This window comes from Kribbella sp. NPDC058693, from assembly GCF_042715335.1.
GTDB lineage: Bacteria > Actinomycetota > Actinomycetes > Propionibacteriales > Kribbellaceae > Kribbella > Kribbella jiaozuonensis.
Genome location: NZ_JBHXSQ010000003.1, coordinates 1,248,132 through 1,269,152 on the forward strand (window position 1 = coordinate 1,248,132; position 21,021 = coordinate 1,269,152).

The 21,021-nt window shown below is 67.8% G+C and carries 20 protein-coding genes; 7 read left to right on the forward strand and 13 right to left on the reverse strand.

The features are described 5' to 3' along the window. Window positions 1-2: 2 nt before the first annotated feature. Together ACFWUU_RS24205 and ACFWUU_RS24210 are read right to left on the reverse strand one after the other, a co-directional pair. Complete coding sequence (locus ACFWUU_RS24205; protein WP_137258261.1) at window positions 3-572, reverse strand: DUF1003 domain-containing protein; 570 nt, start codon at window positions 570-572, stop codon at window positions 3-5. Beyond that, window positions 562-1,839, reverse strand: coding sequence for a magnesium transporter MgtE N-terminal domain-containing protein (locus ACFWUU_RS24210; protein WP_380178441.1), 1,278 nt, complete (start codon window positions 1,837-1,839; stop codon window positions 562-564). Before ACFWUU_RS24210 ends, ACFWUU_RS24205 begins: the two co-directional genes overlap by 11 nt. An 88-nt stretch (window positions 1,840-1,927) precedes the next feature. On the opposite strand from ACFWUU_RS24210, the gene ACFWUU_RS24215 reads away from it, so the two are divergent. After that, complete coding sequence (locus ACFWUU_RS24215; protein ID WP_380178443.1) at window positions 1,928-2,896, forward strand: helix-turn-helix domain-containing protein; 969 nt, start codon at window positions 1,928-1,930, stop codon at window positions 2,894-2,896. Here the strand turns inward: ACFWUU_RS24215 and ACFWUU_RS24220 are convergent, their stop codons facing one another. Next, window positions 2,897-3,424 carry a hypothetical protein gene (locus ACFWUU_RS24220; protein WP_137258258.1) on the reverse strand — a complete coding sequence of 176 codons (528 nt, stop codon included), beginning with the start codon at window positions 3,422-3,424 and terminating at the stop codon, window positions 2,897-2,899. A 96-nt stretch (window positions 3,425-3,520) separates the two neighbouring features. Here ACFWUU_RS24220 and ACFWUU_RS24225 point away from each other — a divergent pair, with 96 nt between their 5' ends. Further along, window positions 3,521-4,483 (forward strand): HpcH/HpaI aldolase/citrate lyase family protein, encoded by a 963-nt coding sequence (locus tag ACFWUU_RS24225; protein WP_380178445.1) that lies wholly within the window; start codon window positions 3,521-3,523, stop codon window positions 4,481-4,483. On the opposite strand, the gene ACFWUU_RS24230 is transcribed toward ACFWUU_RS24225, so the two are convergent. Both ACFWUU_RS24230 and ACFWUU_RS24235 read right to left on the reverse strand, forming a co-directional pair. Further along, on the reverse strand, window positions 4,480-5,088 hold the full coding sequence (locus ACFWUU_RS24230; RefSeq protein WP_137258256.1) for a VOC family protein: 609 nt from the start codon (window positions 5,086-5,088) through the stop codon (window positions 4,480-4,482). The genes ACFWUU_RS24225 and ACFWUU_RS24230 overlap by 4 nt on opposite strands. Window positions 5,089-5,129: 41 nt before the next feature. Continuing rightward, window positions 5,130-5,786, reverse strand: coding sequence for a peptidylprolyl isomerase (locus tag ACFWUU_RS24235; protein WP_380178447.1), 657 nt, complete (start codon window positions 5,784-5,786; stop codon window positions 5,130-5,132). 131 nt (window positions 5,787-5,917) lie between these two features. Between ACFWUU_RS24235 and ACFWUU_RS24240 the strand changes: the two genes are divergently transcribed. Both ACFWUU_RS24240 and ACFWUU_RS24245 read left to right on the forward strand, forming a co-directional pair. After that, window positions 5,918-7,366, forward strand: a complete 1,449-nt coding sequence (locus ACFWUU_RS24240) for a serine/threonine-protein kinase (protein WP_380178449.1) — start codon at window positions 5,918-5,920, stop codon at window positions 7,364-7,366. Window positions 7,367-7,472: 106 nt separating this feature from the next. After that, entirely contained in the window at window positions 7,473-8,663 is a 1,191-nt protein-coding gene (locus ACFWUU_RS24245; protein WP_380178451.1) for an acyl-CoA dehydrogenase family protein, read from the forward strand. A gap of 79 nt (window positions 8,664-8,742) precedes the next feature. Here the strand turns inward: ACFWUU_RS24245 and ACFWUU_RS24250 are convergent, their stop codons facing one another. After that, window positions 8,743-9,759, reverse strand: coding sequence for an ArsR/SmtB family transcription factor (locus tag ACFWUU_RS24250; protein ID WP_380178453.1), 1,017 nt, complete (start codon window positions 9,757-9,759; stop codon window positions 8,743-8,745). Window positions 9,760-9,934: 175 nt separating this feature from the next. Then, a complete protein-coding gene (locus ACFWUU_RS24255; RefSeq protein ID WP_233715090.1) occupies window positions 9,935-11,041 on the reverse strand; it encodes a magnesium and cobalt transport protein CorA in 1,107 nt (368 codons plus the stop codon). Window positions 11,042-11,116: 75 nt separating this feature from the next. Here ACFWUU_RS24255 and ACFWUU_RS24260 point away from each other — a divergent pair, with 75 nt between their 5' ends. Then, on the forward strand, window positions 11,117-11,647 hold the full coding sequence (locus ACFWUU_RS24260) for a general stress protein (protein ID WP_137258252.1): 531 nt from the start codon (window positions 11,117-11,119) through the stop codon (window positions 11,645-11,647). Between the two features lie 57 nt (window positions 11,648-11,704). Continuing rightward, complete coding sequence (locus ACFWUU_RS24265; RefSeq protein ID WP_325053128.1) at window positions 11,705-12,259, forward strand: MaoC family dehydratase; 555 nt, start codon at window positions 11,705-11,707, stop codon at window positions 12,257-12,259. Window positions 12,260-12,405: 146 nt separating this feature from the next. Here ACFWUU_RS24265 and ACFWUU_RS24270 read toward each other — a convergent pair whose 3' ends face one another. From ACFWUU_RS24270 to ACFWUU_RS24285, 4 genes are read right to left on the reverse strand one after another with little or no spacing between them, the layout of a single operon-like run. Further along, window positions 12,406-13,713: an alpha-L-fucosidase gene (locus tag ACFWUU_RS24270; protein WP_380178455.1), complete on the reverse strand. Its 1,308-nt coding sequence runs from the start codon at window positions 13,711-13,713 to the stop codon at window positions 12,406-12,408. Window positions 13,714-13,729: 16 nt separating this feature from the next. Continuing rightward, window positions 13,730-14,578, reverse strand: a complete 849-nt coding sequence (locus tag ACFWUU_RS24275) for a carbohydrate ABC transporter permease (RefSeq protein ID WP_137258249.1) — start codon at window positions 14,576-14,578, stop codon at window positions 13,730-13,732. Beyond that, window positions 14,568-15,512 carry a carbohydrate ABC transporter permease gene (locus tag ACFWUU_RS24280; RefSeq protein ID WP_380178457.1) on the reverse strand — a complete coding sequence of 315 codons (945 nt, stop codon included), beginning with the start codon at window positions 15,510-15,512 and terminating at the stop codon, window positions 14,568-14,570. Before ACFWUU_RS24280 ends, ACFWUU_RS24275 begins: the two co-directional genes overlap by 11 nt. After that, entirely contained in the window at window positions 15,512-16,783 is a 1,272-nt protein-coding gene (locus tag ACFWUU_RS24285) for an ABC transporter substrate-binding protein (protein WP_380178459.1), read from the reverse strand. Before ACFWUU_RS24285 ends, ACFWUU_RS24280 begins: the two co-directional genes overlap by 1 nt. 168 nt (window positions 16,784-16,951) lie before the next feature. On the opposite strand from ACFWUU_RS24285, the gene ACFWUU_RS24290 reads away from it, so the two are divergent. After that, window positions 16,952-17,713, forward strand: a complete 762-nt coding sequence (locus ACFWUU_RS24290; RefSeq protein WP_380178461.1) for a FadR/GntR family transcriptional regulator — start codon at window positions 16,952-16,954, stop codon at window positions 17,711-17,713. On the opposite strand, the gene ACFWUU_RS24295 is transcribed toward ACFWUU_RS24290, so the two are convergent. Both ACFWUU_RS24295 and ACFWUU_RS24300 read right to left on the reverse strand, forming a co-directional pair. Beyond that, complete coding sequence (locus ACFWUU_RS24295) at window positions 17,619-19,433, reverse strand: xylan 1,4-beta-xylosidase (protein WP_380178463.1); 1,815 nt, start codon at window positions 19,431-19,433, stop codon at window positions 17,619-17,621. The genes ACFWUU_RS24290 and ACFWUU_RS24295 overlap by 95 nt on opposite strands. An 11-nt stretch (window positions 19,434-19,444) precedes the next feature. Beyond that, on the reverse strand, window positions 19,445-21,019 hold the full coding sequence (locus ACFWUU_RS24300) for a glucoamylase family protein (RefSeq protein ID WP_380178465.1): 1,575 nt from the start codon (window positions 21,017-21,019) through the stop codon (window positions 19,445-19,447). Window positions 21,020-21,021 lie beyond the last annotated feature (2 nt).

Sequence of the window (21,021 nt, forward strand, 5' to 3'; positions counted from 1 at the left end):
GGTCAAACCCGGTCGTCCTCGCGGCTCTTCAGGTCCAGGTCGGCGAGCAGCGAGCGCAGCTCGGAGCGGAGGAAGTCGCGGGTCGCGACCTCGCCGACGGCCATCCGCAGCGACGCCATCTCGCGGGCCAGGAACTCCATGTCCGCACGGGTCCGGGCGTCGACGTCGCGGTCGCGCTCGTACTGCACCCGGTCGCGGGCCTCCTGCCGGTTCTGCGCGAGCAGGATCAGCGGAGCGGCGTACGACGCCTGCAGGCTGAGCGCCAGGGTGAGGAAGATGAACGGGTACTGGTCGAAGCGCAGGCTCTCCGGCGCGAAGATGTTCCAGCCGACCCAGAACAGGATCGTCGCGGTCATGTAGACCAGGAACTGCCCGGTGCCGAGGAAGCGCGCGATCCGCTCGGACAGCCGCCCGAACGCGTCCGCGTCGTACGCCGAGCGCAGTGCGATCGTCCGGCGCAGCTCGCGCGGGATGTCCAGCCGGTTGGTGCTGCGCATCAGCCGGCGTTCCTCGGCCGCGCTGCTGCTGCCGCGCTGGCGACGATCGTCGGTCTTGCGGTCGTCACGAGGCATCGTGGTCCCCCTCCTGGGCCGGGTGCTCCGTGTGATCGTGTTCCCGCCAGTCCTCCGGCAGCAGGTGATCCAGTACGTCGTCAACGGTCACCGCACCGAGCAGTCTGCCGTCGTCGTCGAGCACGGGCGCCGCGACCAGGTTGTACGTCGCCAGGTACTTGCTGACCGTCTGCAGACTGTCGTCCGGCCGCAGCCCGTCCAGGTCCGTGTCCAGTACGGCGGACACCAGCTCGGACGGTCGCTCGCGCAACAGCCGCTGGATGTGGCCGATCCCGATGAACCGTCCGGTCGGCGTCTCCAGCGGCGGACGGCAGACGTAGATCATCGCGGCGAGTGCCGGACTGAGATCGGCATTGCGTACCTGGGCCAGCGCATCGGCCACCGTGGCGTCCACCGGCAGGATGACCGGCTCGGACGTCATCAGACCGCCGGCAGTGTGCTCCTCGTACGTCAGCAGCCGCCGTACGTCCTCTGCCTCTTCCGGCTCCATCAGCGTCAGCAGGCGCTCGGCTGTGTCCGTCGGCAGCTCGGCGATCAGGTCGGCCGCGTCGTCCGGGGACATCTCCTCCAGTACGTCGGCGGCCCGCTCGGTGTCCAGACCGGCGAGGATCTCGACCTGGATATCCTCCGGCAGCTCCTCGAGCACATCGGCCAGTCGCTCGTCGTCCAGTGCGACTGCTATCTCCTTGCGGCGCTTGGGCGACAGATCATGCAGTACGCCGGCCAGGTCCGCGGCACGCATCGACTCGAACGCGGCCAGGATGTGTGTGGCGCCCTGACCCTCCTCGTCCTGGGTGAACCCGGTCACGTCGCTCCAGTCGAGCACATGCGTCTGTCCGCGCCGCCGGAACCGTCTCGAGCCCTCCCGGACCGCCACCTTGGTCAGCACCCAGTCCCTGGTCCGCCACTGCTCCATCGCCATGTCGAACACCACTGCGGACGTACCCGTGTCCGTGATCGTGACAGTGCGGTCCAGCAGCTCGCCCAGCACGAGTACTTCGGTCGGGCGCTGCTCGAAACGCCGCATGTTGAGCAGACCGGTCGTGACCACGTGGCCGACGTCGACAGAGGTGACCCGGGTCATCGGCAGGAAGATGCGGCGCCGGGTGAACACCTCGACGACCAAGCCGAGCACCCGGGGCGGCTGGTTGCCCTGGCGCATCATGGCGACCACGTCGCGGACCTTGCCGACCTGGTCCCCGTTCGGGTCGTACACCGGCAATCCCGCCAACCGGGCGACGTACACGCGCGACGGTGATCCGGTCATGTCCGAAGGCTAACCCGCGGAGCCGGAGTCTCAGCTGAGGACGCTTCGTAGACTTCTTACCTCGGGCGACGGCGAAGTGGGGACTGACATGCAGGGATCGACCGGGCTCGGAGCCGAGAACGAGGCCGCGTACCTGGACCTGATCCGGTGGGGCGCTGCGTCACTGGCGGATCTGGCCGCGCGGCTCGGCCGGCCGGTGGAGGAGGTGCAGCGAGCGGTCGACGTACTGCAGGCCGAAGGGTTCGTGCACCGTACGCCGGCGCCGGGCGAGCTGATCGTCCCCGTGCCGCCGGAGCTTGCCGTGGAGCAGCTCGTGCAGCGGCAGGAGGAGGAGTTCGAGCGGATCCGTAAGGCGGCGTACCGGCTGGCTGCCGAGGCGACCAGGCAGGGCGGTGCCCGGCGGACCGAGGAGCTCATCGAGATCGTCACCGGGGAGACTGCCGTCGGTATGGCGTTCGACCGTGTGCAGCGGACGGCTCGGGTCGAGATGCGTGAGCTGGTCGCCCCGCCGTACGTCGCGTCGGCCGAGGTGAACAGCACGCAGCTGGCGCGGCAGGGCGCTGGTGTGGCGTATCGGGTGGTCTACGACAGCTCAGCGCTCGGAGATGCCGTACTCGCGGCCAGCGCGGTCAGTCACGTCCGGGCGGGGGAGCAGGCACGCATCGCGGACCTCCTGCCGACCAAGCTCGCCGTAGCGGACCGGGAGCTCGCGTTGCTTCCGTTGGACTGGGCTACGCCGGCGCAGGACGCGGCTCTGCTCGTCCATCCGTGCAGTCTGCTCGACGCACTCGTCGCACTGTTCGAGACCGTGTGGCATCGGGCCAGCCCGCTCTCGGTGACCGAGTCGAACAGTCTGGAGGCCGAGGAGGCGATGTCCGCCGAGGACAGGCACCTACTGTCACTCCTGGTCGCTGGACTGACCGACGACGCGGCCGGTGCTCGGCTCGGGATCAGTCGCCGTACCGTGGCGCGCCGCGTGCAGCAGCTGATGGAGCAGACGCACTCCCGCTCGCGCCTGCAGCTCGGCTGGCACGCGCGCGATCGCGGTTGGCTGTAGTCAGCTCAGCTTGGGGCGGCGGCGGATCGCGCGGTGCAGGGTGATGGGTGCCTTGCCTCGCGTGGTCGCACCGGTCGGGATCGGGGCCTCGGCGCGCGGAGTGGCGTCGTAGCGTCCCGGTGTCTCGGTGATCTCGCCGGTCGGCTCCAGGACGAGGATGTCGGCCTCGGTCTGCCAGCGGTCGAGCTGCGTGTCCAGTCCGGCCGCGTTGAGGCGCTCGGTCCGCAGTACCTGGGCGGCTGCCGTCCACTCGTCGGTCCCGGGCTCCAGCCGCCGTACCGTCGCCGTCCAGCTGGCCAGCCGGTTGGTTGCCGGTTTGGCCGGTACGACGACCTGTGCCGCGCCCGCCGTGGCGAGTCCGGGAAGCGGCTGCTCGGCGCTGTCGCGGGCGTCAGCGAGTACGACGTACTGCCCGTCGACGGTCGCGAACCATGCCGGGGCCGGGCGTCCGCCGTTCCAGGACAGCCAGACGAGGCCGGCCTTCTTCATCACGCCGGCGATCTCCGTCACAGCGTCGTCGATCTCCACGGGCCAAGAGTGTCACAGTGAGCGATGTCACCGGGCAGGTCGCGTGCGTTTCGCCGTACGCTGCCGGTGACCGGTGGGTAACCGAGTGGAGGTCACATGTCGGAACAGGTTTTGCGCAGTCGGCGGTCTTGTCTGGCCACCCCGGGGTCGAACCCGCGGTTCCTGGCCAAGGCGAAGGGGCTGGACGCGGACCAGGTGTTCCTGGACCTCGAGGACTCGGTCGCGCCGATCGCGAAGGCCGACGCCCGGAAGAACATCGTCGCCGCGCTGAACGAGGGCGGCTGGGGTACGAAGCTCCGCGTCGTCCGGGTGAACGACTGGACCACCGAGTGGACGTACGCCGACGTGATCGAGGTCGTCGCCGGCGCCGGGGCGAACCTGGACTGCATCATGCTGCCGAAGGTGCAGACCGCCGAGCAGGTGGTCGCACTCGACCTGCTGCTCACCCAACTGGAGAAGGTGCACGGGTACGAGCCGGGCCGGATCGGCATCGAGGCGCAGATCGAGAACGCCCTCGGCCTGACCAACGTGAACGCGATCGCGCAGGCCTCGCTGCGGGTCGAGACGATCATCTTCGGTCCGGCCGATTTCATGGCGTCGATCAACATGAAGTCGCTGGTGGTCGGCGAGCAGCCGCCCGGGTACGACGTCGGCGACGCGTACCACTACATCCTGATGCAGATCCTGATGGCCGCGCGGGCGCACGGGAAGCAGGCGATCGACGGCCCGTACCTGCAGATCAAGGACGTCGACGACTTCCGCCGCGTCGCGGGCCGCTCGGCCGCGCTCGGCTTCGACGGCAAGTGGGTCCTGCACCCCGACCAGATCGCCGCCGCGAACGAGGTCTACTCGCCCCGCCAGGACGACTACGACCACGCCGAGAACATCCTCGACGCCTACGACCACTACACCTCGGCGGCCGGTGGCGCCCGCGGTGCGGTCATGCTCGGCGACGAGATGATCGACGAGGCGTCCCGCAAGATGGCACTGGTCATCTCCGCCAAGGGCCGCGCCGCCGGCCTGACCCGCACCGACATCTGGCAACCGCCGGCGGACTAAGGCCCGACCTGGGCCATGATCGCCAGCAGGTGACCGTCCGGGTCGGGGAAGAACGCCATCCATTCCTCGACGCCGTCGTCGTGCTTGTGGATGAGGTGCGGCGCCTGCTCGAATTCCACCCCGCGGGCGCGGAGTTCGTCGTACGCCGTCTGGATGTCGTCGACGCGGAAGTACAGGATCGAAGGCTCGGCCGGCTCGTCGGTGGCGCTCAGGAACAACCGCGTGCCGCCGCAGTCGAAGAAGGCGAGATCGCCGAACGTGTAGAGGTGCGGGAGGCCCAGCACCTTCCCGTAGAAGTCGACCGCGGTCGCGATATCGCTGACCGGGCGGGCGATCTGTCCGATGTCACCTAGCTCCATGGCCTGGGCTCCTTGTCCTCGTAGCGCGCTGTCCGCGGGCACGCCGCGCCAGGTGCGAAGCTCGGCCCGGCGATCCAGGCCGAGCTTCAGCAAGGCGTTCGCGACGTGGAACTTGACCGCGTCGACGCTGACTCCGCGGCGTTGTGCGATCTCGCGGTTCGACAGGCCGTGCCGCACCAGGTGCACCACCCGCCACTCGGCAGGTGTCAGTACGTCGGGATGTCTCGGTCGTCCGCGGGTGCCCACGTCGCCACGGTAAGGCCGGGAGGTGGGGAATTACCCTCCCCTCAGAAGCTCCAGACCTTGTAGATGCGGATCGGCTTCACCGGCGGGCCGTCCTGGTCGGGGTCGGCGATACCGGCGGCGACCATCCGGTCGAAGGTGGACATACCGGCGATGACGTGGCCGAGGACGGTGTAGTTCGGCGCGATGTTCGCGAACGAGTGGACGACGAAGAACTCGCTGCCGTTGGTGCCCGGACCCTGGTTGCCGTAGGCAACGGTGCCGCGCGGGTAGGTCTCCTTGCCGGTCACCTCGTCAGGGAACTTGTACCCCGGTCCGCCCTCTTCCTGGCGGTAGATGTCGCCGCACTGCAGTACGCCGAGCCGGGCCGAGTTCGTCAGCCGGAAGCACTGCGTCGAGTCGTAGAACCGGCTCTGCACCAGATGGACGAAGTTGTGCACCCCGCACGGTGCGTTGGCGCGGTCCATCCGGACGACGAACGGGCCGTAGTTCGTCAGGAAGAACACGTCGACCGTGCCCTTCGCCCGCGCGGTCGCGGACGGGATCCGCACCGGCTTGGCGGCCGGATTCTCGGGCGTCGGCGTGAACTCGCATTTGACGACGGGTTTCGGGCGGTGCGCCGGGGCGGCGGACGCAGTACCGGTGGTCAGCGTCGCGGCGACGAGGGTGGCCGCGATCAGGGCGGGAATCGATCGCTTCATGCGACACACCGTAGTACTCCGATCGCAGTCTGCAGAGGTTCCGGAAGGCTTTCTGAAGGATTCCACCGCGGACTCGATCCTCGGCTGCATCCCGCCTAAGGTGTTGCGGTCCACTGCGGAAGGTGTGGTTTGTGAACGGCGAGGTACTGGCAGGTCGGTACCGGTTGGTGTCCCTGCTCGGCAGGGGCGGTGCAGGTGAGGTGTGGCAGGCCGAGGACACCGTCCTCGCCCGGCAGGTAGCGGTCAAACTCCTCAGGAGTCTCGACGGCGACCCCATGGACGCGGTCCAGCGGTTCCAGGCGGAGGCGCAGGCCGCAGCCCGGCTGACCCATCCGAACGTCGTCGCGACGTACGACGTCGGCGCTGCTGGCGACCATGTCTTCCTGGTGATGGAACTCGTCCAGGGCCCCGACCTCCAGAAGCTCATGCGTACTGCGGGCCTCCCGGCGGCCGAGCTGGTCACGGACATCGCCATCCAGGGCGCCCGCGCGCTGGACGCCGCACATGAGGCCGGGATCGTCCACCGCGACGTGAAGCCCGGCAACCTGCTGCTGGCCCCTGACGGCACGCTCAAGATGACGGACTTCGGCATCGCCAAGCGGGCCGGCAACGAGACGACCGGACTGGGCGTTCTGCTCGGTACGGCGTCGTACGTGTCGCCGGAGCAGGTCCGTGGCGAACCGGCCACGCCCGCGAGTGACTGGTACTCGTTCGGCTGCGTCCTGCACGAGCTCCTGACCGGTACGCCGCCGTTCACGGGTCCGACCGTCGACGTGGTGATGCGCCAACACCTCGACGTACCGCCGCCGCCGATCACGCGCACCGACGTACCGCCGGAGCTGTCGAACCTCGTCACGCACCTGCTGGCGAAGAACCCGGCAGACCGCCCGTCGTCGTCCGCTGACGTGGCCGCACTCCTCACACCGGCCAGCCAGACCCAGGTGCTGGCTTTCACCCCACCTGCCGCCGCCGCGGAGGTCCTTGGCGTCGGGAAGTGGGAAGAGGACGACGCGGAGACCAGCAGCGGGCACCGGGCGCCGCGACGTGCACTCCCACTGGCAAAGATCGGTGTAGCGGCTGCTGTCGTCGTAGCCGGCGTGGTAGGCGCTCTACTGCTCCGGTCCGGTGTGACGACCGATCCGCCGGCCCAGGCTGGCGGTACGCCGTCTGCGCCGGTGGTGAAGGCGACCAGCGCTCCCAAGGCGACACCGAAGCCGACGCCTTCGAAGACTCCGTCGAAGAAGCCCACGCCCAAGCCGACTCCGACCAAGGAGACCCCGCAGAACCCGCAGGCTGCCCTGGTGCAGAACCTGAGGACGCTGGCCGCACAGGTCCGCGCGACGCAGCAGGGCAGCCGCAGCAAGGCGCCACGCGACGCCGCGCAGCAGCTGGACCGGGCTGCCGAGGCGCTCGACCATGGCGACCTGGGCTCGGCGGCGCGGAACTTCTACGCCGCCCGGCAGCGTCTGTTCGAGGCACAGCAGCACCACCGCTGGCAGGCGACGCCGCAGATCGCCGCGCTGTTCCAGACGATCGGCCAGGCACTGCCGCGCCAGGACCACAACAACAACGACGAGTGAGCCACGCGACCTCCGTCAGGTGGTCGATGTCACAGCGGGTGTCACCCTCCTACCGGGATGCTGAAAGCCGAGATACTCGCGGGTAAGCCGACCGAAGGAGCCGAGGATGAGCAGGCTGCAGCAGACCGACGGGCTGACCGACATCCAGGAGGAGATCCTGAAGACGGTGCGCGCGTTCGTCGAGGCGGAGATCCTTCCGGTCGCCACCGAGCTCGAGCACCGCGACGAGTACCCGACCGAGATCGTCGAGGGCCTCAAGGAACTCGGCCTGTTCGGCCTGATGATCCCCGAGGAGTACGGCGGCCTGGGCGAATCGCTGCTCACCTACGCGCTGTGTGTCGAGGAGATCGCCCGCGGCTGGATGAGCGTCTCCGGCATCATCAACACGCATTTCATCGTCGCGTACATGCTGCTCCAGCACGGCACCGACGAGCAGAAGCAGAAGTACCTGCCCCGGATGGCGACCGGTGAGGTCCGCGGCGCGTTCTCGATGTCCGAGCCGGGCTGCGGTTCCGACGTCGCCGCGATCAAGACCAAGGCTGTCAAGGACGGCGAGAGCTACGTCGTCAACGGGCAGAAGATGTGGCTGACCAACGGCGGCTCGTCGAACCTGGTCGCCGTCCTCGTGAAGACCGACGAGGGACAGGACTCGGTCTACAAGAACATGACCACGTTCCTGGTCGAGAAGGAGCCCGGGTTCGGCGAGGTCGACAAGGGCCTCACGATTCCCGGCAAGATCGAGAAGATGGGCTACAAGGGCGTCGACACCACCGAGCTGGTGTTCGACGGCTACCGGATCGACGGCGCCCAGATCCTCGGCGGCGTCCCGGGCAAGGGTTTCTACCAGATGATGGACGGCGTCGAGGTCGGCCGGGTGAACGTCGCGGCGCGCGGGTGCGGTGTCGCGCGGCGGGCGTTCGAGCTGGGCATCTCGTACGCGCAGCAGCGGGAGACGTTCGGCAAGAAGATCGCCGAGCACCAGGCGGTGCTGTTCCGGCTGGCCGACATGGCGGTCAAGGTCGAGGCGGCGCACGAGCTGATGGTGAAGGCGGCCCGGAAGAAGGACAGCGGCTCCCGCAACGACTTCGAGGCCGGCGTGGCGAAGTACCTGGCCAGTGAGTACTGCTCGCAGGTGGTGGAGGACTCGTTCCGCATCCACGGCGGGTACGGGTTCTCCAAGGAGTACGAGATCGAGCGTCTCTACCGCGAGGCGCCGATGCTCCTGATCGGCGAAGGCACGGCCGACATCCAGCGCATGATCATCGGCCGTCGCCTGCTTGAGGACTACAAGCTCTGACGAACCGGCCGGCACGCTGGGTCGACAGGCGGGGCGGTGCCGGTCGGCCCAGCGTGTGGCGGGGCAGGGGAGTGGGGGGCTAGACGGGTGCCTGCGCCGGCGGACGGGTGTGGCCGGAGCCGTAGCCGGACAGCAGCCAGATGCCGAGCTGGGTGATTTCGTGGCGCACCGACGCGCCGGCCCGGCGGGTGGTGATCAGGCCGGCCTCCCGCAGTACCGTCGCCTGGTGGCTGGCGGCGGCCGGGGAGATGTTGCAGCGTTTCGCCAGCTCCGTCGTCGTACAGCCGCTGACGGTCGCCTCCAGCGCGGCCGCGCGGGTCGAGCCGAGCAGTGAGCTCAGCGGATCACTCGAGAGCGCAGGTTCCGCCGACGCCTGCCGCAGGATCCCCGGCGCGTGCTGGATCGGGTACACCAGGATCGGTTTGAGGTCCGGGTCCCGCAGCTTCGTCGGTACCTGCCAGCAGAACGCCGACGGCTGCAACTCGATTCCCCTGCCATCGAGATACAGATCGCGGTCGTTCATGTCCAGCACCTGCAGGACCGGTGCCACCCACCGGACCCGCGGATGCAGCGACGACAGCAGCCGGTCCACCCCGTGACGGGCCAACGCCTCCCCACGATGGGCGTGGTCCGCGGACACATGCGTGCCGATCGACTTCCAGTACGGCGCGATCGCCGCGTCGTGGTACGTCCGGATGGCCCGGCCGAGCTTGTGCATCGACGTCCGGCCGCCCTGCGCCAGCTCCCGCGTCCACGGCGACGCCGGACGGTACGTCGCGAGCAGATCGAGCTGGCTGCGGAGCTGCTGCCGCGGTGTGGCCAGCGTCTGCTCCAGCGCGGAGTCGAAATCCGGTGCGGACTCCGCCGGCGTCAGGAAATCGGGGGAGTAACCCTTCGAGGGCGTCAGCTCCAGCAGCAGCCGCATCTGGTCCGGTGCGACCCTGGCCCGCACCTGACGGCGCCAGTCCTCGAAGATCAGCCGACCGTCCGAGTGCTGCAGCATGTGGAGGCTGAGCAGCACCTCCCACAGCGGCGCCGGCTGGGTCGCGACGGTGACGCGGGCAAGGTCCCGCGGCGTGAAGTGGATTCGAAGCACAGCTGGTCCCTCCCCTTGGTCGCAGAACGTGCTCGATTCCTGACCGAACGCGACGGCAGAATTCAATCAAGGCAGCGGATCGGTCCACAACCGTTTGAACATTCCAATCCGCAAGGACTCCCGGCCATGGCAAAAGGTTGCCAAGTCGTGTTTCAGACGGTAGAGAACACCCGGGTCACAGCCAGTGGTTCCGCTTGAACAACCGGTAAAGGACGAAACACGCGGACGCCATCACGCCGAGTACGACGAAGTACGCGTACTTCAGCCGCAGTTCGGGCATGTAGTCGAAGTTCATGCCGTAGATGCCGGCGATCATCGTCGGCACCGCGAGGATGGCCACCCAGGCCGAGATCCGCCGCATGTCCTCGTTCTCGGCCACCTGGACCTGGGCCAGCCCGGCCTGCAGGATCGAGCTGAGCAGCTCGTCGAACGAGATCACCTGCTCCTTCACTCGTTGCAGGTGATCGTCGACGTCGCGGAAGTAGTTCCTGGTCTCGTCGGCGATCAGCGGGTTCCGCAGGGTCGACAGTGCGCGCATCGGCCCGGTCAGCGGCGCCACGGCCCGCTTCAGCTCCAGCACCTCGCGCTTGAGCTGGTAGACCTTGTCGATGTTCCGCCAGCCACGCGGTGTGAACATGCCGGTCTCGATCGAGTCGATGTCGGCCTGTACGGCGTCCGCGACCTCCAGGTACCGGTCTACGACGTGGTCGGCGATCGCATGCAGTACTGCGCCCGGACCGGTGGCCAGCCTCTTCGGCTCCTTCTCCAGCTCCTGGCGCAGTCCGGTCAGCTCACTGTGTTCACCGTGCCGGACTGTGACGACGAATCCGGGTCCGCAGAAGACCATGACCTCACCGGTCGCCACCACCTCACTGGTGGCGGTCAGGTCCCGGTGCGGGACGTACGTGACTGTTTTGAAGACAGCGAACAGGGTGTCGGCGTACCGCTCGAGTTTGGGGCGCTGGTGTGCCTCCGAGGCGTCCTCGAGCGCCAGCGGGTGCAGACCGAACTCGTGGCCGATGATGGCGAGCTGGTGGTCGGTCGGCTCGAACAGGCCGATCCAGACGAACCCCTGACCGCGCCGGGCCCTGGCCAGCGCGTCGGTGTACGAATTGACCCGCTGGTCGCGCACGCCGTCCCGGTAGAGACCCCAGTCGATCAGCGCGCCCTCGAGCTTGCCGGTGACCACGTCGTCCGGCGGACGGCCGTCAGCACCGCCGCGGCGGGCGAAGAACCCTCCAACTCGGCGTGTCGCGCCCATGTCCCACCGTCGCCCGGCCATCACGGCGAGGCTATCAAGACGCGGTAACCAGCTGTCGGCAATGATGGGGGTGGACGCACGTGGAGAGGAACGACGATGACCACGCAGGGCATGCCCTCGATGGACCCCAGACCGACCGGCCTGACGATCGGGACGTACGACACCTACCGGGAGGCGCAGCGAGCTGTCGACTATCTCTCGGACGAGAAGTTCCCGGTGGAGCACACGACCATCGTCGGCAACAACCTGCGCCAGGTCGAGAAGATCACCGGCCGGCTCACCTGGGGCCGCGCGCTGACCGCGGGTCTGGCCAGCGGCGCGTGGTTCGGTCTGTTCGTCGGTCTGCTGCTGGGGCTGTTCACCACGGGCAACTGGCTCGCGGCGCTGCTCACCGGTGTGGTGCTCGGTGCGTTCTTCGGTCTGGTGTTCGGTGGTCTGAGCTACGCGCAGTCCGCCGGCCGGCGTGACTTCACCTCGCGGACCGCGGTGGTGGCGACGACGTACGACGTACTGTGCGACTTCAAGTTCGCTGAAGAGGCGCGGAATCACCTGGCCAAGCTGGCACTCAAGGGCGAGGTCCACCCGCGGATGCCGGACCACACGGTGCAGCAGCCCACCCAGGACTGAGCACGACTGGTCGGGTGATGTATCTCTCGCGCTGGTGAGAGCCAGACCACGGTCCGGATGCGCCTGGACCCGGCAGCATGGGGAATCCAGGACCGAGGAGGAACCGCGATGCAGTTCGGGCGCAGCTACGAGGAGTTCGAGGTCGGTGCCGTCTACAAGCACTGGCCCGGCAAGACGGTGACGGAGTACGACGACCACCTGTTCTGCCTGCTGACGATGAACCATCATCCGCTGCACCTGGACGCGCACTACGCCGAAGAGACCACCCAGTTCGGCAAGAACGTTGTGGTGGGCAACTACATCTACTCGATCCTGCTCGGCATGTCGGTACCCGACGTGAGCGGCAAGGCGATCGCGAACCTGGAGATCGAGTCGCTCCGCCACGTCGCGCCGACGTTCCACGGCGACACCATCTACGGCGAGACCGTGGTCCTGGACAAATGGGAGTCGAAGTCGAAGGACGACCGCGGCATAGTCCACGTAGAAACCAAGGGCTACAAACAGGACGGCACCGTCGTCTGCCTCTTCCGCCGCAAGGTCATGGTCCCGAAAAACAGCTACCTGGAAGCCAGAGGCGGAGAGCAGCCAGGCCGTCCGACCCCCACGTCCTAGCACCTCGCCCGGCCGGCTCCGCCGGCCGGGCGAGGTGGAAAAGCAGCCTGCGGCGCTGGATTCTCAGGCCTCGCGCCTGTACATCACCCGCCCGCCGGCCGGCGTAGCCGGCTGGCGGGCGGGCGGGCGGGCGGGCGGGTTGTTCGTCAGCTTAGGAACAGTTCGATGACCGGGACCTCGACGTTCGGCCTCTGAATCGGCAGCTTGAGGGTGAGGGTGTCGGGGGAGACGCCGCCCATGCGGGTGTTCTGGGCGGTTTGGTTGGGGTCGTTGGGGACGCGCTTGATCTCGGAGGCGTCGTTCAGGAGTTGGGCGTACTTGACCTTCCCGCCGAGGCCGGGGAGGTGGACGTGGCCCATCGGCCAGGAGAACAGGTGCAGGTAGAGGCGGTCGCCCTTCTGCGTGTAGCGAGCATCGGTCGGCGGCGTGTACTCCGACGGACGCGCCCCGCGGATGGAGCGCTCGTGCAGCCGCATCCACTCACCGATCGACGCCAGCGTCGCCAGCGCCCGCGGGTCGAACTCGCCGCGCCCGGTCGGACCGACGTTGAGCAGCAGGTTGCCGTCCTTGGAGACCGAGTCGACCAGCATCTTCACCAGCGTCTCCGGTGACTTCCAGTCGAGGTTGTCCCGGTCGTACCCCCAGCTGCCGTTCAGCGTCTGGCACGCCTCCCACAGCACCGGTACGCCGTCGCGCTCCATCGGCCCGTCCGGCTGGTACTGCTCCGGCGTCACGAAATCGCCGGGGATGTCCAGCCGGTCGTTGATCAGGATGTCCGGCTGCAGCTCCCGGACCATCGCCATCAGCTCGACGGACCGCCACTCGTCCTTCCCCTTGCCGTTGCCCGGCCCGGGCAGCCCGTCCTCCCGGTTCCGGTTCGGGTACGAGAAGTCGAACCACATGATGTCGATCGGCCCGTAGTTCGTCAGCAGCTCACGCGTCTGCGCGTGCAGGTAGTCGGCGTACACCTGGACGTCGCGCCCGGCCGCCTTCGCCTGCGCCTCCTCGTCGTACCGCTGCGGGTGGACGACATCGATCGGGAACTCCGGGTGGTGCCAGTCGATGAGCGAGTGGTAGAACCCGACCCCGAGCCCCTCGGCCCGGCAGGCGTCGACGAACTGGCGGACGAGATCCTTGTCCTTGCCCCAGGCCGTGTGCGCGACCGTGTAGTCGGACACCTCCGAGTCCCACAGGCAGAAGCCCTCGTGGTGCTTGGTCGTGAGTACGGCGTACTTCATGCCGGCTCCACGGGCCGCGCGGGCCCACTTGACCGGGTCGTACAGGTCGGGCTCGAAGTGGTCGAAGTACGGCTGGTAGTCCTCGTCGGTGAGCCGTTCGCGGTTCTTCACCCACTCGTGCCGGGCCGGCAGCGAGTACAGGCCCCAGTGGACGAACAGGCCGAACCGCCAGTCGCGGAACTTCTCGACAGAATGCGCGGGAGGCGCGTCGGTCATACAACTCTCCTTAGAATTAGCGGCCGCCCAGACCGGTCACGAGTAGGCCGCGGACAAGGTGCTTCTGCAGCAGCACGACAAGAAGAACGGTCGGGATCATCGCCATGATCGAGGCCGCCATCATCAGGTTCCATTGCGTGCCCTGCTGGCCGACGAACTGCGCCAGGCCCAGCGGCACGGTGCCCTTGTCCTCGACGCTGTTGATGATGATCAACGGCCACAGGAAGCTGCCCCAGAAACTGATGAACGTGAAGACGGTGAGTACGGCGATGGCCGGCCGCGCCAGCGGCAGCATGATCCGCAGGAACGACCGGAACGGGCCACAGCCGTCCACCCGGGCCGCTTCCTCGAGCTCGGCCGGCACGGTGAGGAAGAACTGTCTGAGCAGGAACGTGCCGAACGCGGTGAAGGCCCACGGCAGGATCAGCGCCCAGTAGCTGTCCACCCAGCCGAGCGACTGCATCAGCCAGTACATCGGCACGATCAGCACTTCCTGCGGCACCATCAGCGTGCCCAGGAACAGCACGAACAGTTGCTCACGGCCCCTGAATTTCAACCGCGCGAAGGCGTACGCCGACATGCTCGAGGCGACGACCACCACCAGGGTGCCCGCGACCGCGACGAACAGGCTGTTCAGGAAGTACCGGTCGAACGGCGCGAACGTGAACGCGTCCGCGTAGTTCTTCCAGCGGATCTCGGAGCCGAACAGGTGCGGCGTCGGGGTGAACACCTCGTCGGCGGGCTTCAGCGACGTCGAAACGGCGTACACCAACGGAGCGAGGAAGACGATCGCCACGACGACCAGCAGGGTGTGCGAGACACCGCTGCGGACCTTGCGGGCGGTGCTGTTGGTCTCAGACGTCATAGTTCACCCACCGCTTCTGCCCGACGAACTGGATCGCGGTGATGCCCATGATGATCACGAACAGCACCCAGCCGGCCGCGGACGCCAGTCCCATCTGGAGGAACTGCCAGCCCTGGTTGTAGACGTACATGACGATGGTCTGGGTGGCCACGCCCGGACCGCCCTGGGTCAGGATGAACGGCTGCGCGAACACCTGGAACGAGGTGATCAGCGTCAGGGTGGTGGCGAAGAACATCGACGGGGTGATCATCGGCCAGGTGATGTAGCGGAACCGCTGCAGCGGCCCGGCACCGTCGATCTGCGCCGACTCCAGCTGCGACTGCGGCACCTGGTCGATCGCGGCCGAGAAGACCAGGAAGTTGTACCCGAACCCCTGCCAGATCGACATCGCCACGATCGCCGGCATCGCCCAGTTCGACGAGCCGAGGAAGTTCGGCGCGTCGATGCCGAACCAGCTCTGCAGGCCCCCGTCGATCAGCCCACCGGGCTGGAACAACAGCCGCCAGACCATCACGTTGGCGACCATCGGCGTCATCACCGGGATGAAGAACAGCACCCGGAACACCTGGCGGCCCCTGATCTGCGGGCCGAGCCAGACCGCGAGCCCGAGCGAGACGACGACGTTCAGCGGGACGTACAGCACCACGAACAGCACGGTGTTGAGCACCACCCGGCGGAACACCGGGTCGTGCAGCAGGTGCGAGTAGTTGTCGAAGCCGAGGAACGAGCGATCGCCGAACACCGGCCAGTCGAACAGGCTGATGCCCAGCGCCATCGCGGTCGGGAACAACGTGAACAGGGCCAGCCCGACGAGGCTCGGCGCCAGGAAGACCGACGCGTACCGACCGTCCCGGCGCAACGCGGGCCGACGCCCCGCCCGGGCGGCACCCGAAGGTGCGCCCGGGGGAGCGACGGTTGTCGTGTCGGTTGCCATTACGACCCAGCGCCTGCCTGGTCCTGGATGGTCTTCAGCGCCTGGTCGGGCGGGATCTCGCCGTTCAGCGCCTGCGTCCCGAACCGGTTGAGCAGGTCGGCGACCTGGACCCAGTTCTTCGAGGTCACCAGCGGGATCGAGTTCTCGGAGGCGTAGTCGATGGTCTCCTTCGCGCCGTCGATACCGGCGGCGGTGAACCAGGCCGGGTGCGCCACGGTACGGGCCGGGTACGCGCGGCCGGCCTGCGCCAGCACGGTCAGCGGCTTCTCACTCGTCATCGACATGATCGCCTGGAAGGCCGCGTCGGGCGTCTTGCAGGACCGGGAGATACCGAAGCCCGAACCGGCGGTGTAGGTCTTCGATCCGTCCGCACCGGCCGGGATCGGCGCGATCCCGAGGTCGAACTTGACCTTGCCCTTGGTGTCGATCAGCGACCACGGACCGTTCAGCTGCATCGCCGCCTTGCCGCCGGTGAACTGCTGGGTCTCGAAGTCCGGGTTACCGCCCGGCACCTGCGGGGCGATCTTGTCGGTCTTGACGAAGTCGGCGTACTGCGAGAAGCCCTGCTCGAACTTCGAGTCGGTCAGGTTGAGCTTGCCGTCGGACAGCGGCTCCGCGCCGGTCATCGTCCGTACCCAGGACATCGTGCCGAGGTCGCCGGGGGTCGTCACCAGGCCGGTCTTGCCGGCGGCCGTCAGCTTCTTCGCGGCAGCCTTGAACTCGTCCATCGTCCAGCCCGGCTTCGGGTCCGGTACGCCGGCGGCCTTGAACATGTCCTTGTTGTAGAAGATCACCATCGGGCCGGAGTCGTACGGGATCGCGATCTGCTTCCCGTCCGCCTTCAGGCCGTCCATGATCGGCTTGTCGAAGTCCTCGACCTTCAGGCCGTACTTCTTCATCAGGTCGTCCAGCGGCAGCATCGCGCTGGCGTACGACGCCATCCGCAGGCTCTGCATGCCGATGATGCACGGTGCCTTACCGCCGGCCAGCGTGGTCCCGATCTTCGACCAGTAGCTGTCCCAGGGAGCCCCTTGGAGCTTGACGGTGATCCCGGCGTGATCGGTGTGGGCCTGGTCGGCGACCTTCTGCCAGGCGGCCTGGTCCTCGCTGCCGGCAATCCAGAACGACCAGGTCAGGTCTGCCTTGTCGGCCGATCCCGAACTACTACCGCTACTGCCGTTGTTGCCCCCGCAGGCGGCCACGGCGGTCAGGGCCAGAACCGACAGAGCGGCGGTGACCCAGCGGCGTGTCCGCGCCGGTGATGCTTTCATCGCTGACCTCCAGGGGATGTGCTAGTCATCCGATCTATAGTCGGAAGCATTCGGCGCAGTCAACACCTCGGAGCCATAATTCACGACCTGAACCGGCCATTCAGCCCTAGACATCCGATGTATCGTGCAGGAACATCGGATGTCTCAGCAGATTCAGGAGGTGAGGCGATGCGCGTCACCGACGAAGCCATCGATCGGATCAAGCAGATGATCGTGGCCGGGGAACTGCGGCCCGGCGATCGCCTGCCGCGGGAGGCCGACCTGGCCGCCCGCCTCGGCCTGTCGCGGAACTCGTTACGCGAAGCGGTGAAGGCGCTTGCGCTGATCCGGGTGCTCGAGGTCCGGCAGGGCGACGGCACGTTCGTGACCAGTCTCGATCCGTCGCTGCTGATGGAGACGATGGGTTTCGTCCTCGACCTGCATCAGGACGCGTCGGTCCTGGAGTTCTTCGAGGTACGGCGGATTCTCGAGCCGGCCGCGGCCGCCCGGGCGGCGCTTCGGATGGCGGACGACGACATTGCCGCGCTGCGCAAGATGCTCGACGAGCTGGGTCCGGAGCCGTCGGTCGAGGATCTGCTGACCAGCGACGTCGAGTTCCACAAGGTGGTGGCGCTGGGGAGCGGCAATCGAGCCCTGGCCTCGATCATCGACAGTCTGCGGCAACCGACGTACCGGGCGCGGATCTGGCGGGGGCTGACGCAGAACGACGCCGTCGCCCGGACGCTGGCCGAGCATCGCGCCATCCTCGACGCGATCGAGGGGCGCGAGCCGGAGGTGGCCAGGTCCTGGGCGACGGTGCACATCGCAGGGGTGGAGCGGTGGATCCAGGAGGCCGTCAACCTCGACGAGGACGAAGCTCCACGAGAACTGCGCTCGGCATCGGGAGGGACAGTTCGACCTCTCCGTCGTGCAACTCCAGTGGAGTACTGACGAGCTTGCTCCGCACGGCGAGGTCGGCAAGCTCCTCGTCCGTCGGCCAGTCGGGCAGACCTTCGGCAGCCGCGGCGATGTCACCGGAGCCGATCGCCAGGGTGGTTGCGGTCGCCTCCCAGGCTGGGTCGACGCCCGGTAGCTGCAGACGAATGTTGCGGGTCAGCTCAGGTGCGCCGTCCGCCTTCGTCTGATCGAGGGTGAGATTCCACAGCAGTACCGCGATCCGGTCGCGGTCCCGCGACGCCCACGCCTCGACCAGGCTGTCTGCGCCGTCGCCGTCGAGGGTGACGGGGAGCTCGACCGGGCCGAGCCGGCTCAGCAGCGTCATCGCGTGGAAGCGCGGTTTCGCCAACCCACCAACGGTTTGCAGGCCGAAGCCGCCGTGCAGCAACCGTGGCGGCCGCCCGAGCTCTTCGAAGTGGTCCGACGCGACCCAGTACGAGAGCGCGTCGATCCGCCCGGCGGCCGACTTCATGCCGCGGAGCAGGAACACCCCGGAGAAGACCGAGTCGTTGATCGGGTTGAAATGCGTCGGCGTCACGCCCCATTCGGTCCACAGCACCCGCGCGTCCCCGAACCCGTGCCGTTCCAGCGACGCCCGTACGTCGAGCGGCGGCGAACCGTACGTATGCGTCGACACGAAGTCCACCGGCGAGCCGTTCGCCGCTGCGTGTACGAGCAGATCGTCGACCCAGCCGGCCGCGGCGGACGACGGCCCGCCGACCGCGAGGCGCGGATCCACGGACTTCACAGCCGCGGCGGATACGTCGTACAGCTGCATCCACTCGGCCTTGGTGCCGGACCAGAAGACCTCGAGGTTGGCTTCGTTCCACACCTCGAAGTCCCAGGTCAGCACCTCGTCGAGGCCGTAGCGGTCGACCAGGTGCTGCACCAGCGCGCGCACCAGGTCGTGCCACGCCTGGTACGACGCCGGCGGCGAGATGATCGCGCCGTACTCGAAGACCTTCTTCGACGGATCACTGGCCAGCTCGCGCGGCATGAAGCCGAGCTCGACCACCGGCCGCAGCCCGATCGAGAGCAGCTTGTCGTAGATCGTGTCCACGACGGAGAAGTCGTAGCCGGACTCGGTGATCACGTGCGTGTCGTCGTGGAAGATCGCATGCGCCCGAACCGTGCGTACGCCGATCTCGTCGTGCATCCGGCGCAGCGCGTCCTCGAGCTCGACGCCGATCTCGTGCCCGCCGGTGCGGTCCGTGCAGAGCAACTGGCTGAGTCGTTCGCTGCCGACCATCGGCACCCACGGCTTGGCCAACTCGGTGCCCTCAGCAACCACATCCACCGTCACCTCGACGGCCGGAACGGTGCCATCAGCAACCAGCGGTACGGCGCCGGCCATCGCGCTCGCCCGTCCGTTCGTCGCGGTCACCTCCGGCACGCTCACCACCGCATAGCGGTACGGCGTGCCGGGCGTGCAGGTCGTGTCGACGTACGGAGGGGCCGGGATCGACAGGATGTCCCGGCTGTGATGATCGACCGGCTCCAGCGGGCCGTGCTCGCCGGCGCCGCGCAGGATCAGGTACCCGGCGGCGCCGTCGACCGGCGACCAGTCGATCGTCACCTGACCGACACCGCCGACCGCGCTGACCTCCTTGGGCGGATCGAGGTCCGGGAAGGCGAACTCGCGCTCCTCGTCACTGCGGAGCGCGATCCGCTCGTCCCAGTCGGTCTGGGCCGATCTCTGGGCGTCGTTCTGCATGAAAGAGTCTCCTACTCGAGGCCGGATTCGAACTTCTCCATCGCGATCAGCGGCCGGATCCGGCTCTCCACCGTCCGGCTGCCGAAGCTGCGCCGGATCAGGTCGTTGCCGAACACGTTGCCGATGGCACCCATCACCATGGCCTGGTCGAGGGACAGGTACCGCTTCGCGATCAGCCCGGACTTCACCGCGACCGAGTCGTAGAAACCGCCGCCGCCGTACGCGTGCAGGTTCTTCTCGATCTTGCTCAGGTTGTCGATCGCCTGCCGCGGTGCGTACGCCATCGCGAGGAAGGCCGCGTGCGGGGTGACGACGCCGTCGCCGTACGTCGGGTTCGGGCTGGTGCCCTCGCGACAGCCCTCGAAGCCGCCGTCGTAGTTTGTGCCCTCGAGGTCGGACGGGTAGCCGGTCGGATCCATGCCGAGCGCCTCGACGCCGTAGACGGAGTACCCGCCCTTCGGGTTCGACGCGGGGGAGAAGCCCCAATAGCCGTACTTCGCGTCGTCGAGACCGTGCTCGATATGCGCGCGGACCGTGAGCGGGTGGTTGATACCCCAGCTCCGCGGCGCCCAGGTGGCTTCCGGGATGAACAGGTCCGGCATCAGCGACTCGAACATGTCGCCGCCCCACGACGGCACGATCCGCATACCGCGGTACGAGTAGGTGCCTTCGAAGACGTCGAGCCCGAGGTACGTCCGGTGCACGCCCTTCGGCTTCTGCTCCACCCACGACCAGTCGCAGGTGTCCGGGAAGGTGCGGTACGTCGCGAAGTACTGCGTGTGTGGGACCTGACCGAGCGCGAAGCCCATGTAGCCGGCGATGCGCGCCTCGGTGTTGCAGGTGTCGTAGTGGAACTTGCGGTAGTACACGTCCGGGCCGACGCCGGCGTGATTGCCCTTGTCGGTCTCCTCGTCCGGCGGCGGCGTTTCGAAGAATCCGCCGCGCATCAGACCGCCTGGGCGGGCGTCGGGGTTGTAGTAGAACTTGAAGTTCATCCGGCCGAGCACGGAGTCGGCCAGGGCGCGAGCGCGCGGCTCGGCGTTCCGGACGACCATCAGCGCGCAGGCGAACCAGGCGTTGTCGACACTCGACACGAACGGCGTGATCGGCTTGGTGCCGTCCGGGTCGACGGTCCGGACCGCGCCGGTGGCTTCGTCGTACCAGTTGAAGTACATCCCGCTCGGCTCGTGATGTACGGCGTTCTTCATCGTCGTCAGCGTCTGCGTGATCCGCCGCAAGGACTCCTGCGGCGAGATGATCCCGAGGTGCTTGGCGACGACCGTGCTCCACAGGTAGCCGCCGATGTTGGTGGGGGACGTGTAGTTGCTCCGCACCGGGTTCGTCACCGACTCCCCGATGTTGTCCGCGGGCAGTCCGGTGTGCTCATCGGTCATGGCGACCAAGCTGCGCCACGTGTCCCGAGCCCACCTCCCCACCAACGCCTTGTCGGACCGGCTGGGAGTCCAACCCTCTTTCAATGTCTGGGCGGGCGAGAGTGATCCGCCATAGGCGGGTGCGGTGGCGCCGGCGAGCGCGAGGGCGCCGGTGGAAGCAAGTAAGGTACGGCGACTGATGAAGGCGGTCATCA